The organism is Paenibacillus wynnii (genome assembly GCF_000757885.1).
In the GTDB taxonomy this organism is placed as follows: Bacteria; Bacillota; Bacilli; order Paenibacillales; family Paenibacillaceae; genus Paenibacillus_AQ; species Paenibacillus_AQ wynnii.
Window position 1 is genome coordinate 716,049 of the sequence record NZ_JQCR01000002.1, and the last position, 14,092, is coordinate 730,140.

The following is a 14,092-nucleotide window of genomic DNA, read 5'->3' on the forward strand; positions in this document are numbered from 1 at the left end:
TAGCGTTCTAACTACACCGGCAGTGTATAATAATGGGCCCGCTGGCTCTCATCCTGCTGATACATCACGATGAGCAAGGTACTCCCTCCATCTGCGGGTGGTGCTTCAGAAACAGCGGTAGTTACAGTGTCAGTCGTCACAGCTGAACTTGCTATATTTCCATCCGATGCGTTGCCTGTACTCAAGGAACTAGTGTCTAAGCTATTTAGTGCGCCAACACTCTCCTGCTCTCCAGATGCAAGCACATCTACATGCGGGGCATCGGCGCGCAAGCCGCTGATAGAGTCCAATACCTTGGATAACTGGAAGGGCAGCACTTCAAGTACGGTATGCTTATGGAGATCCCGTTCATTAAGTCCAGCTTCAGCCAATCGACTGGATATACGGCCCGGATTACTGGCAATGTCCTTCATATAGGAAGCGTACTCCGACTTGTTAAGAGTGAAGTCCCACCATACTTTTCGCGGCTTGTACTTGTGTCCAAGGAAATAATCCAGCTTCATTAGCCCTGTGATCACATCCATCGATTCCGTAGTGCGATCCACCAGAAAGGACTGCAAGCGGATGAAAAGATCCTCCAATTGATGTCCAATCTTCTGCCAGCCGCGTTGCTCCCAGTAATCACCGAACTCTTGGAAGAAGTCAAACGGTGATACAAAGACATGTCGGATTAAATACTTAACCGTATGATCCAACCGGTGGCTGTTCCAGTATTTCTCCAGCACATCCTCCAGTCTTTTCAAGCGGATAATATCCGAGAACGGCATCACATGACTGCTAAGAATTTCGTAAGGCGCGTGCTCCATATACGTATAATCATACTTTGCCGCCTGAGCACGAAGCCCGGTGCCGCGAAGCATTTTGAGGAATCCCAACTGTAATTCTTCCGGCTCCATGACAAATACATCATTGAACGTTTTACGGAAGGTGCTGTAATCTTCCATTGGCAGTCCGGCAATCAAATCTAGATGCTGATCAATATTGCCGCTCGCCTTAATCTTCATGACTGTCCGGGACAGCTTGGTGAAGTTCTGCCGGCGTTTGACCAGCTCATTCGTCTCATCATTGGTGGATTGCACACCAATTTCGAATCTGAACACCCCGGGTGGGGCATTCTCAGACAGGAAGTCCAATACCTCTGGCCTCATAATATCTGCTGTAATTTCAAATTGAAATACGCAGCCCTGATGGTTATCAATTAGAAATTGGAACATTTCCATCGCATAGCTGCGGTTAATATTGAAGGTACGGTCCAGAAATTTAATGACTTTGGCACCATTTTCAATCAAGTACAGTAGATCGGATTTCACCCGCTCAATATCATAATAGCGTACGCCGACCTCAATACTGGATAAACAGAACTGACAGTTGAACGGACAACCCCGGCTGGTCTCAAAATAAACAATACGTTTACTGAGATCAGGCAGATCGTCAGCAAAGCGATGCGGTGTAGGCAGAGTGTTAAGGTCTGTCTTGGGCCGCGGCGGGTTGACAATCAGTTCCTCTCCCTTTCGGTATGCGGCTCCATATACAAAGTGAAATTTACCGTCGTCCCGTAGTTCCTGCAGCAGATGATGGAAAGTCTCTTCTCCATCTCCGTTTACCACAAAATCAATACCCACTTCCCGTTCCATCCAATATAGCGGTTCATAGGAAACTTCAGGCCCGCCCAGAACAATCTTAACTTCGGGCATAACCTGCTTAAGGATGCCGACCAGCTTGACCGTCTCCTCGATATTCCATATATAACAGGAAAAACCGATTACATCCGGCTGTTTCTGGAACAAATCAGACACGATATTCATCAAGGGATCTTTGATAGTGTACTCTGCCAAAAGAATATCGCTAAATTCATGCTCGCTGTAAGCTTTTAGCAGGCGAATCGCCAGCGAGGTGTGGATATATTTGGCGTTTAATGTAGCCAGGATGATTCTCATGCTTTATAACCTTCTTTACATTTCATTTTGAAAAAAATCCAGGAATGCCTTGCCGTACTTCCGGTATTTCACTTCCCCAACGCCCTTTACTCTCAGCATTTCCGCTTCGGTCTGCGGGCAAACCACACTCATCTCACGCAGGGTTGCATCATTAAAAATAATATAGGACGGCACATGCTCGCGGCCTGCAAGCTCGCGCCGAATTAGGCGAAGCTGCTCGAATACCGTCTCATTGACGGCTGACGGAGATAGATCTCGAGATCCGCGGCTACGCTCACGGGTGGTTCCACCACTAGTACGCGAAGGACGGGCCACACGCTGCAGTACCTGACGCTGGCCACGCAGCACCTCAGCAGCAGGAAGCTGTAATCTTACGACCGGATATTGTCCTTCAGACAACGCTAAGTATCCTTCCGAAATCAGGACGTTTATACTCTCGGTAATTTCCTTTTCGGTTCTTCCGGACATTGCACCATGAGTCGGCAGTGTCTCGAAGCCATACTGTACAACCTTCTGATTTCTAGAACCCTTCAACACGGATGACACTAGGGCTACACCGAACCGCTCCCTCATGCGGTGGATACAGGAGAATATTTTTTGCGCATCAAGGGTCATATCAATCAATTCACGCTCATCTGTACAAGAACTGCAAATGGTGCAGGGCTTGTCCATATGTTCTTCCCCAAAGTAATCCAAATGCGCACTGCGCAAACAGCGGGTAGTATAGCAATAATCAATCATTTGCTGGAGCTTACGGTATTCATTGTGCTTACGGTCCGCGTCCTGTGGATTCTGCTCAATCAAGAATTTTTGAGTCATAATATCCTGGGCACTGAACAGCAGAATACATTGACTCGGCTCTCCGTCCCGACCGGCCCGGCCCGCTTCCTGAACATAAGCCTCCATGTTCTTTGGCATATTATAGTGAATGACGTAACGAACATTAGATTTATCAATTCCCATACCGAAGGCATTGGTCGCCACCATAACACGGATATCATCATACAAGAAGCCCTCTTGACTGTCCGCCCGCTCCTGATCACTCATGCCCGCATGATAACGCCCCGCCGCAATCCCTGTATTCTGCAGCCTTTGGTACAAATCATCTACTTCTTTACGAGTAGCCGCATATACAATTCCGGGTTGGTGCGAATGAGTTGCTGTGTAATCCAGAACGAACTCACGTTTGTTCTCACCACGCAAGACCGACATCGCCAGATTATCCCGGCCAAGTCCGGTCATGAAGACCCCTGGATCACGTAAACGCAGCAGCCGAACCATATCCTCCATAACCTCTGGAGTAGCTGTTGCAGTAAACGCCGCCAAAATTGGACGGACCGGTAATTGTTCTACGAACGGAGACACGGACAGATAACTGGTACGGAAGTCATGACCCCACTGGGAGACGCAATGGGCTTCATCCACGGCTACGCATGAAATAGACAATCCAGCCATCTCCAGGCGAAACCAATCCAGTTCCAGCCGCTCGGGTGCAACATACAGCAGCTTCAGATCACCTCGATGGGCCGCTCGAATCCGCTCATTCACTACTTTACCGCTGAGCGTACTGTTAATGAAAGCAGCAGGAATTCCTGCTGTTGTAAGTGCGTCCACCTGATCCTTCATGAGAGAAATCAGCGGTGATATGACCAGCGTCAAACCCGGCAGCAATAGCGCGGGAACTTGATAGCATATGGACTTTCCGCCCCCCGTGGGCATAATACCCAGCGTATCGCGGCCCTCTAGCAAATTCTCGACAATCTTTTTCTGACCTTCCCGAAAGTCGGGATAGCCATAATATTTCTGCAGCTCAGCCTGCGCTTGTTCTATTGTAGGTGCTTGAATCTTCATAACGATCCTTTTCTCCTAAAAGTTTTGTTGACATATGCTTCGTTAGGAAACGCTTCGCAACAAAACTAGATTCGGAAGCATACACATGTTTCTATCTTTAGTTTACTGGGCAACGAGGTAATGAGCAACAGCCGGACGCTTGATTCCTATTCCTCCACTTCAATAATTTACATAATATCTGCTAATCTGAGCCACACTTTATAGTGATCTACCTATCTGTAATTTGAAGGGAAGATGTGCCCATGCCGGAATGGAAAGAAAAGTATAACTCCTATTTGAAAAAGGCAGACCACCCTCCTTCATCGCATTTCACTGACAATCGCAGCTTGAGTAACAAACTCCAGAACAATTTGGATACGCTTTTCAGAACTCTTGGAGATAATGGTGATTTGGTCATACGAGACTTCACACTCTTTGGGCTACACAGAGCCGCATTGGTATTCTTTTCAACTTTAGTTAACCTAGAGACGATTCAAGAGCATATTCTCAAGCCTTTAATGGCTAAACCGGCGGATCCTTCAGATATTCCTGATAAAATTGAGGAGATGAATTCTTTTATCTGGTCGAAGGTAGTCCATGTCACTAAAGGAAAAGTAACCGGTACATTCGCTTCTTTGTCCTCCGATATAGTTAAAGGTCAGCTGATCCTACTTATAGATGGGTTGAATCAAGCCTTAACTTTTGATATGCGCAAGATCGATCAACGTGGCGTGGAGCCGCCAATGACGGAACAGGTGATACGGGGATCACGGGAAGGGTATGTAGAAAAGCTGGAGAATAACCTTTCTCTGCTACGATACCGGCTCCAGACACCCGATTTCAAAATTGAAATCAGCCCTATTGGAACCCGTACGAAGTCCCGAGTCGCAGTATGCTATATCGAGGGTATTGCTGATGAAAACCTAGTTGCTGAAGCTATGCGAAGAATATCGATTATCGATACCGACAACATCATTGACTCAGGGTATATAGAGCAGTTCATTGAAGATCAGCCGCTGTCTCCCTTCCCGCAAGTACAAAGTACGGAACGTCCGGACAAGACGGTCTCCTCTTTACTGGAAGGACGCGTTGCCATACTTGTTGACGGCTCACCTTTCTCATTGCTGGTACCTGCCTTGTTTAATCAGTTCCTCCAGACCATGGATGATTATACAGAGCGCTTCATGATAGGCTCAATACTCCGCGTTATCCGTTTAATTGCCCTATTATTCTCATTGGTCTTCCCTGCTCTGTATGTGTCCATCATTTCCTTCAATCCTGAATTGCTGCCCACTGAATTTGCCGTAGCAATTTCCGGTTCAAGAGCGGGCGTTCCGTTTCCGGCTGTTCTTGAGGTACTTATTATGGAAGTGTCTATGGAAATACTGCGAGAAGCTACGATCCGCCTGCCCCAAATGATCGGTGGAGCACTCTCGATTGTGGGTGTTCTTGTCATTGGACAAGCTGCAGTAGAAGCCGGATTAGCCAGCCCCATCACTGTTGTTATCATTGCACTCACCACAATCGGGTCATTTGCAAGTCCATCCTATAACGCTGCCATTGCACTGCGGATGCTAAGATTTCCAATCATTATATCGGCCGGTTTATTGGGTTTATTCGGTGTCATGATCGGAATGATCTTTATAATCAACCACCTGCTATTTCTTGAATCTTTTGGTGTCCCTTACATGTCGCCTTATATCCCCGGTAAATGGCGTGATATGAAGGATACACTTGTACGGGCACCGTTATGGTGGATGCATAAACGCCCGAATTTTCTGCATACCAAGGATACGAACAGGACTCCTGAGTCCGTCCATACAAGCTATATCGACCAGATTTTTCAGCAGGAAGGAGAATTCAATGAATAACTTGCGTCAGATCACCACAATCCGCGCGGCGGCAGTAATAAGTAGCACTATCCTTGGTGTATTAACATTAAGCTTTCCACGGTTCATGGCAGAAGCCGCAGGAAGCGGTGCTCCATTAGTAATGTTCGTCGGGATCTGCATAGCATTAATAAATTACTGGATTGTAGCTAAACTATGTCAGAGGTTCCCCAATGAAACGTTTTTCTTTTTCAGTTCTAGATTGGTCGGACGTCCTGTGTCTACATTATTTTCAGTTATGCTCCTGCTTTTTTTTAGTTTTTTCACGGCTATTACCTCTCGCCAATTCGGAGAAGTAACTTCTATGGTTTTGTTTGAGAGTACTCCTATTGAAGCCATTGTCATTATTATGCTTGTGCTTACAATGCTCTCCACAAGACGGAATATCGTTAAATTCTCATATGTTCACTTCTTTTATCTGCCTTTTACTATAGGGTCCATCTTTGCATTCGTTTATATTACGAAGGGTGAAGTTGACCTGCTTAATTTACAGCCGATACTAACTACACCTTCGCTCCCCTTTTGGAAAGGAACTATAACGGCCAGCACCATGTTCCAGGGTTCATTTATCATTACACTACTAGTCCCCTTTATGAAAAATCCAAAAAAGGCTCTACGGGCGGGCTCAGCAGCTATTGTACTGATTGGGGCCATCTATATTCTGATATTAGTAGCCACTGTCGGTACCTTCGGCGCCGAAGAGACCAAGTTGTTGTTGCTCCCAACTTTGGAAATTGCCCGTACGGCAGCCGTAGGTCAAGGTGTGTTTGAACGTCTGGATGCTCTCTTCCTCATCATCTGGGTAATCTCTGTTTACACTACGATTTACAGCTCCTATTATCTAGCCTCCTATTTCTTGCAAAACCTATTTTCCTTCCTGGATAACCGACTGACCTCAACTATGCTGCTGCCTTATATATTCGGAGTGGCAATGATTCCGGATGATACCTTTCAAGTGTTCTATACTTCTAATCTTATCAATATTGCGGGCATCTTCCTCTTAACAGGATATCCGCTGCTTTTATGGCTTGTATCCTTGATCAGACGATGCAAAGGGGAGGCGGCTTCTTGAATACTATTGTCCGTAAAATAATAAGCTTGATCTTTATCGTTTGTACGCTGTCCCTAATGCTGACAGGGTGTTGGGATCAGGTTGAAATTGATGACCGCGCACTTGTTCTCGGCCTTGCTATAGATGAAGCGCCGCCAGGGAGCCCGGTTAAGGATGACGAATCCACTCACTCAGAAACCAATTCCCTTCCTAAATTGATAAAGGTTACCGCCCAAATTGCCATACCGGGGCGTGTCCCGCTAGGTCCAAGCACCGGTGGAAGCAGCAATGAAAATCCAGTGTGGGTGGTTACGGTCGTGGGGCATTCATTGGACGATGCAATGAACAACTTGCAACAGCAGGTAGCCGATCCACGCTACCTTACCCATTTAAGAGTTATCATTATTAGCAAAGCTATCGCACGGGGAAGCATAAACGACTTAAATGACTATTTGAGACGGAATCCAGAGGTTCGGCGGAGAACATGGCTGCTTGTATCTGAAGGCAATGCCTCCAAATTCATGGATGTAAAACCTCCGCTTCAACGCGTACCTACACTGTATATATTAGCCATGATGGATAAGGCAGTCGATATCGGGAAGCTGCCCCCTGATTACATCGGTACGTTCTGGTCAGCCAGTTCCAAGTGGGGTCAAAGCGGCTACTTACCCTATATTGCACTTCGAGAAAAGGAAAATATTCTAATCAAAGGATTGGCCTATTTTAGCGGAGACAAAATGGCGGGTACAACCAAACCTCTGGAGATTGGAGTCTTTGAGGCTGTACAAGGGATGAATCCGGGAGGATATTCAGAGCTCTTCCAAGTACCTGATTTGGGGTTTGTTATTACCAAAATCAATGAACGTCACAGTAGGAATAAAAGCTTCATCACTAAGGGGATGCCTCATTTGAAATACCGCATTTCCCTGGAAGGTACACTAGATGAACACTTTTACAGTGAAAATCTAATTAACTCCTCAGCCAGTCTGCATACCATTGAATTGACCTTCAATAAGAAGGCTAAAGAGCTTATCTTAAAAACGATTCATCAGACCCAGAAGGATCATTCTGATATTTTTGGGATGGGTGAGATTATTAGAGCGCACCATCCTTCATTCTGGAAGGACCATATTCACAGCAAAAAAAACTGGGAAGAGATGTACGCTGATATAGCAGTGGATGTGGAGGTTAATATGGAGATTCGTACTTTGGGGCTTAAGGCACGCTAATGGTTTCGTGAAGATATCGAGGTTGATCGGAGGTAGATTTATGTTCCACAGCTTTAAATATTCAGCTATCGCTTTCTTTGCATCCGCGATCCTGCTGCTTATAATTGATAGTAAAATATACAACGTCAGTGGATTTTTACGTGAGAAGAAAGCCTCATATATTATGGGTTGGGTTCATGTGGGCCTCTGTCTATTGAGCATGATCTTTCTACATTTCTTCATAAAATAAAGACCAGAGGGTATACGCCTGATCCATAGTATTTCTTCACAGCGCATGGTATATTGAGGAGTACACTATCAGAGGACGGAGAATGCAGTCATGAATACCAGAAGAAACCCTAAAGAAACATCCAAAAGAGCTTCTAAGCCCGCTTCCACTTCTAAATCACAGCCTAAATTGAATACAAGAAACACTAATAAACCCAACAAATTTAACGACAAAGCTAAAGCGCCAGCCACAGTTAAAAGCTACCCGGTAACAGAACCCGCTGAGCTTCTGCCTTTTTTACTCACCCATATTGCTAACCGTGGGCGTAATTCCATTAAATCGCTACTGTCCCGGGGGCAAATTGCTGTGAACGGCAAGTCCGTGACACAGCATAATTACCAACTGCATCCTGGTCAGACTGTCACTTTGGATATGGAAAAAACGGTACAAGCCGAAGAAATGATTGGCCTTCAAATTGTGCACGAAGATGAGGATCTAATTGTCATTCAAAAAGATGCTGGGCTTCTGTCTATTGCTACATCTGAAGAAAATGATTTAACCGCTTATCGTCAGCTTATGGATCATGTACGCCTCAGCAATCCCAAGAACCGGATCTTTGTTGTTCATCGGTTGGACCGGGATACATCGGGTATCATGATGTTTGCCAAAAGCGAGCGAATTCAGCAGACACTTCAAAACACATGGAAAGATACAGTAAAGGCTCGTTCCTACGTAGCCCTTGTGGAAGGCGCTGTTAAAAAACCGGAAGGCACAGTCACCTCCTGGTTGAAAGAAACCTCTACGCTTAAAATGTATTCCAGCCCGCATGAAGGGGATGGGCTTCACGCTGTAACTCATTACAAGTTAATTCAGTCCAATCGTCATTTCTCCCTGCTGGAGGTTCAACTGGAAACCGGACGCAAGAATCAGATTCGCGTGCATATGGCTGATATTGGACATCCGATTGCAGGAGATAAGAAATACGGAGCAGAGACCAAGACTGTAGGACGCCTAGGGCTGCACGCCCGCGTGCTCTCCTTTATTCATCCAACATCCGGTGAGCTGTTGACCTTTGAAAGTCCGATTCCGAAGACATTTTTGAAATATACGGCACCTGCTCCAACGAACTAACCTATAAAGTCTATACTTCAAGAAAGGAGTACTCCCCTGTAGAAAACTTCAGGGTGAGCACTCCTTTTGTTGTTTAGTGGTTCTATAGCTGTGACTCCCAAATGCGGTATATAACAACTGCCGCTTCAGTCCGCGTCCTTGATTCCCTAATATCCTCCGTCTCTACCGTCAATCTCTTTCTCTATCCTGCATGATAAATCGGAACAATAAATCGACATCTTCTGGCTCATGGGCAATCAGCTCAATATTCTCGATATCTGCTTCTTTGAACATTTTACTAAGGGCAAGATATTGAGACAGTTTAGATTTTAAATTCAGACGATCTCCTTCAGTAGTGATTAATTCCACCACCCCTTTGCATTTATCCAACACCGAGAAGAAACCTTCTACATCTTGAATCTTATAAATTTTCATATATAATTCGCTCCCTTAGTTTGTTAATCGATTACGTAATCGATTGTATGATAATAAAATAAAAAAGCGATATCACAACAAGTGTACATCGCTTTTCGATTCTTTGTTTCTAGGGCATCCTTGATATTAAAAAGAACCCCGAACTATTAACTCTGCAGGCAATCGGTAATCTTCAAACGGCTTATCCGGATGCTGTATCCTGCTCATCATTACTTCCGCTGACTTTCTTCCCAACTCAAAAGATTGCTGTTTGATAACAGAGATAGGGGGGTCCATAACTTCTGTCCATTCATAGTCATCATACACAATCAATCCGAGTTGATCTGGAACCCTCAGACCTGCGTCACGGATATAAGTGATAACTCCTTTTCCCATGATGTTATTGGCTACAAAGAGTGCATCAACATCCTGTTCAGTAGTCAATTTACGGGTGTATTCATAGCCGTTCTCCTGAGTTCCTTCGCCTATCCATACGAGAGATTCATCGAACTTAATTCCACTATCCATTAAAGCCGTTTTGTAACCTTCCATCCGTTCGTCCACGGAAGTTAACCCTAGTTCGCTAGTGATATAGCCTATCTTCTTATAGCCTTTGTCTACCAGTGCCTTAATGCCCTGGTACGTTCCCTCTGAACTATCTGAGACGATACAATCGCCAAGCCTAATTTCACTTTTAGGTTTACGGTCTACGAATACAATAGGATAATCGCCGCTGACACCCTCTTTCTTATATAAGGGAGTCCCGTCCGTCGGTGCAATAATTAACCCGTCGATATTTTGGGTGTTAAACATTTTTATGCAACGCATTTCTTCTTCATGATTTTCTTGAGAATTGCTGAGCAATAAATGATAACCTGCAGATTTGAGAATGCTTTCAATCCCATTCGCAATGGACATAAAAAAATGGTTTGAGTTATCATTATTTCGGATCGGTACAATTAGCCCTATAATGCCGGATTTTTTGTTCCGTAAGGAACGAGCCACGGGGTTAGGGATATAATTCAGTTCATCCATCGCCTGTTTAACCTTTAGCACCACTTCCGGAGACACATATCGCGTTTGATTAATTACATGAGATACAGTCGCAGTGGAAACACCGGCATGTTGAGCAACATCTTTAATTCGAGCAGCCATATTAAGAACCTCATCTTAGAGTGTTTTTTATTAACATACTTCTTGATATCAGAACTGTCAATAAAACGCACTATAACCTGAATATTTCGACCGTTCTCCTTAATTCCCCGGCTAGGTCGGTTAGCATTGCCGCACTTGAGCTAATCTCCTGCATGGATGCCATTTGTTCTTCGGTTGCGGCCGATACGGAAGTTGAGCGATCAGCGGAATCTACTGAAATCTCTGTAATCTTCTCAATCATTTCTATCAGATTTTCCATATCTGAATGGATGAAGCCGATATCATCTCCAACTGCACCGGTATCCTCCGTAATCTCCGTAACAGCCGACACAATGACGTCAAAGGATAATCCGGCAGACTCCGTTTTTTCTTTACAGGAATGAACAGCTTTCGTGCTACTCTCCATGATGAATACAGCATTCTTCATTTCGCTTTGAACCTCACGAATCAAATTCTGGATTTCCAGGCCTGCTTCCGAAGAATTTTCAGCCAAGCCGCGGATTTCCTGTGCCACTACAGCAAAAGCTTTGCCATTTGTACCTGATTGGGAGGCGATAATTCCGGCATTTAACGCCAGTATTGTAGTTCGCTGCGAAATTTGGGAGACAAGATTTACAATCTTGTTAATTTCCGAAGATTTGGCGCTTAGCAATTCGATAATTCGTACAGATTCTTCAGTTTTACTGTGAACATCCTGAATAAGATGTACGGCCTCCTGAATTTCTTCATTCCCTGACTGTGCTTGCTTCAATGTATGCCGTATTAATGATGAAGCAGAGAACATCTTATCCGACATCACTTTCAGCCTTTCGTGGGTGCCATGTATCTTTACGTTTGCTTCATTCATCTGATTGACCTGAACATCACTGCCAACGGATACCTCCTGAATTTGGCAAGAGATCTCTTCAGCCGCTTTTGCCGTTTGTTCTGTACTCAGCATTAACTGAACGGATGTATCCGCTACCTGATCGGAGCTGCTATACACTTTTCTTAAGACTCCGTTTAACTGCAGTACCATTCCATTCAACTGCCCAGACATGTTGCCTAGTTCATCCGCTGAACCAATATCGATTGTATTAGTGAAATCCCCATGGGCCATACTCTCGGCAAATCGGTTAACCTTTTTAATTTGGCCCGTAAGATAACTGGAGAACCCATAGATAAGGATAACTACAAAGAGCATAGCCCCCGCAATAATCAGGATAGATTTCACCAGCAGGTCATTTAGAGGAGCAAACAGTTCGGACTCCGGAATAACCATAGCCAACTTCCATGAGGTTTCTGGTACTTCCTGAAAATAAACACGGTAATTCTGTCCATTGTCCTCATAAAAGGTAGACCCCGATGGCTTGGCGAGCATCCTCTTTCCCGCCTGTGAAAGGCTCTCATTGGAATCATTAGCAACATTTGCTGTTAGCACCTTCTTCTTGTCTTTATCAAACAGATAAGTACCCTTTTTATCCACTAGAAGTGCCCGGCCTGTTGTGCCTGCTTTTATATTTGAAACAATACTTTGTAAATGATCAAAGTTGATATTTGCGGTAATAACCCCTCTGAGTTCTCCATCAAAATGATAAAAGGGTGCGGCCGTTGTTAATATGGTCGATTTAGAATTCCCATCATAATAGGGATCAGTCCACACTATTGTATCCGCTGTATCCATGGCGATTTTGTACCATGACTGGTTGGGATAATTGTAGGATTCTGTATTATAATCTTCTGAATATAAAATTTGGCCGTTAAACCGATAAGCGTAGGAACCAAAAAATTTCAAATAGTCTTTATACTGATAAGGTTCATACCATACCCCGATGCCAAACGTTTCTTCATTAGTAGTTAAATACTTCCCAATAAGCGAATACATCTTATCTTTAGACATAACATCTCCGGCGGATTCAACCGTACGCGCCAAAGTCTGGGGCAGCTTCATATGGGAAACCAGCTTCGTCTGCATCTCCTGAATAGTAGAATTCAAGAGATACTGCATTTTGGTCTCGATCTCTTTGTTTATTAACTGTTTGGAGTTCTGGTAAGTAAACCAAGAGAGGACGGTCATGGTTAAAAGCAGCATGGGTAAAGTAAACATCAGAATTTTTAGCCGGAGTGATTTAATCTGGAATATCTTCATATGGATTACTCCTTGAAATCTACTTATAAGGCATGACATAATATTAAATGTATAATGTGACCATTATGCGCAATCAACCAAGGGTGAATCTGAACGACATCTATTTAGCCGTAGGTCGTCCGGATTCGCTTCTTTATCGATCAAAAAGAACCTCGTACAATTAATTCCGCCTCCAATAAATGTCCCTGGCATATGGAATCAGACCGTTTTATACGTTTAAGCATAATTTCTGCCGCTCTTCTTCCCACTTCGCAGGAAGGCTGACGGATAACTGATAGGGGTGGATTAACTATTCCTGTCCATTCATAATCATCAAATCCAATTAACGCTATGTCGCCAGGAATATCATAATGGTTGTCCTTTAAATATTTTACGGCTCCAAGACTCATGGCGTTATTAGCTACGAAGACTGCCGTTATGACTTCTTGACTGATTAGTTCCTTGGTCATTTCATATCCCGAGGCCCCGTTCAAGTCGCCTATTCGAATATAATCCTCATTGAACCCAATGCCATAATCCTCTAAAGCCTTACGGTATCCATTAAACCTGTCGTTACTTGTAGGAATATCCATCCTCCCTGCGATGAATCCTATCTTACGGTGTCCCTTTTCAATTAAGGCAGAAACTCCACGGTACGCACTTTTCATCCCATCGACCAAAACCCAGTCTCCTGGTACCCCCTCAGGTCTTCGGTCAAAAAATACAATAGGGTAATGACCAAATAGACCACAACTTTCACGGGTGATTCCAGAGGTAGGGGCGATTATCAGTCCGTCGATGCGCTGCGTATTAAACATTTTTATCCGCTCAATTTCCTCGATTGGATCTTCATGCGAATTGCTTACTAATAAATGATAGCCATTTTTACTCAGAACCTCTTCAATTCCATTAGCTACTGAAAGAAAAAAGTTGTTAGAATTGTCGTTAGTCTTAATCGGCACAATTAATCCGATCGTATTTGACTTCCGACTTCGGAGAGACCTCGCCACCATATTGGGGATATATTGAAGCCGTTTCATGGCTTCCTCAACTTTCAGTTTGACTTCATCCGACACAAATTTGGTATCGTTAATTACATGTGAAACTGTAGCTGTTGAAACCCCTGCTTCCTTAGCAACGTCTTTAATTCTGGTTGTCATCC

11 protein-coding genes are annotated in these 14,092 nt (G+C 44.3%); 5 read left to right on the forward strand and 6 right to left on the reverse strand.

The annotated features are described in order from the left end of the window. Window positions 1-11 precede the first annotated feature (11 nt). Window positions 12-1,937 carry a B12-binding domain-containing radical SAM protein gene (locus PWYN_RS05815; RefSeq protein ID WP_036649414.1) on the reverse strand — a complete coding sequence of 642 codons (1,926 nt, stop codon included), beginning with the start codon at window positions 1,935-1,937 and terminating at the stop codon, window positions 12-14. Between the two features lie 15 nt (window positions 1,938-1,952). Then, a complete protein-coding gene (gene recQ / locus PWYN_RS05820; protein WP_036649415.1) occupies window positions 1,953-3,788 on the reverse strand; it encodes a DNA helicase RecQ in 1,836 nt (611 codons plus the stop codon). Between the two features lie 242 nt (window positions 3,789-4,030). Between recQ and PWYN_RS05825 the strand changes: the two genes are divergently transcribed. The 5 genes from PWYN_RS05825 (at window position 4,031) to PWYN_RS05845 (ending at window position 9,275) form a co-directional block, all read left to right on the forward strand. After that, entirely contained in the window at window positions 4,031-5,638 is a 1,608-nt protein-coding gene (locus tag PWYN_RS05825) for a spore germination protein (protein WP_052087784.1), read from the forward strand. Further along, on the forward strand, window positions 5,631-6,728 hold the full coding sequence (locus PWYN_RS05830) for a GerAB/ArcD/ProY family transporter (RefSeq protein ID WP_036649418.1): 1,098 nt from the start codon (window positions 5,631-5,633) through the stop codon (window positions 6,726-6,728). The genes PWYN_RS05825 and PWYN_RS05830 overlap by 8 nt, the downstream gene beginning before the upstream one ends. Beyond that, window positions 6,725-7,936 carry a Ger(x)C family spore germination protein gene (locus PWYN_RS05835; RefSeq protein WP_036649420.1) on the forward strand — a complete coding sequence of 404 codons (1,212 nt, stop codon included), beginning with the start codon at window positions 6,725-6,727 and terminating at the stop codon, window positions 7,934-7,936. The genes PWYN_RS05830 and PWYN_RS05835 overlap by 4 nt, the downstream gene beginning before the upstream one ends. Before the next feature lie 40 nt (window positions 7,937-7,976). Continuing rightward, complete coding sequence (locus PWYN_RS30635) at window positions 7,977-8,165, forward strand: CLC_0170 family protein (RefSeq protein WP_036649423.1); 189 nt, start codon at window positions 7,977-7,979, stop codon at window positions 8,163-8,165. Window positions 8,166-8,255: 90 nt separating this feature from the next. Then, window positions 8,256-9,275, forward strand: coding sequence for an RluA family pseudouridine synthase (locus PWYN_RS05845; RefSeq protein WP_036649427.1), 1,020 nt, complete (start codon window positions 8,256-8,258; stop codon window positions 9,273-9,275). A 168-nt stretch (window positions 9,276-9,443) separates the two neighbouring features. Here PWYN_RS05845 and PWYN_RS05850 read toward each other — a convergent pair whose 3' ends face one another. From PWYN_RS05850 to PWYN_RS05865, 4 genes are all read right to left on the reverse strand, one after another. Further along, a complete protein-coding gene (locus PWYN_RS05850) occupies window positions 9,444-9,689 on the reverse strand; it encodes a hypothetical protein (RefSeq protein ID WP_036649429.1) in 246 nt (81 codons plus the stop codon). 126 nt (window positions 9,690-9,815) lie between these two features. Beyond that, complete coding sequence (locus PWYN_RS05855) at window positions 9,816-10,823, reverse strand: LacI family DNA-binding transcriptional regulator (protein WP_036649431.1); 1,008 nt, start codon at window positions 10,821-10,823, stop codon at window positions 9,816-9,818. A gap of 70 nt (window positions 10,824-10,893) precedes the next feature. Beyond that, window positions 10,894-12,951: a methyl-accepting chemotaxis protein gene (locus tag PWYN_RS05860; protein ID WP_036649433.1), complete on the reverse strand. Its 2,058-nt coding sequence runs from the start codon at window positions 12,949-12,951 to the stop codon at window positions 10,894-10,896. A gap of 140 nt (window positions 12,952-13,091) precedes the next feature. Beyond that, window positions 13,092-14,090 (reverse strand): LacI family DNA-binding transcriptional regulator, encoded by a 999-nt coding sequence (locus PWYN_RS05865; protein ID WP_036649435.1) that lies wholly within the window; start codon window positions 14,088-14,090, stop codon window positions 13,092-13,094. Window positions 14,091-14,092: the final 2 nt, after the last annotated feature.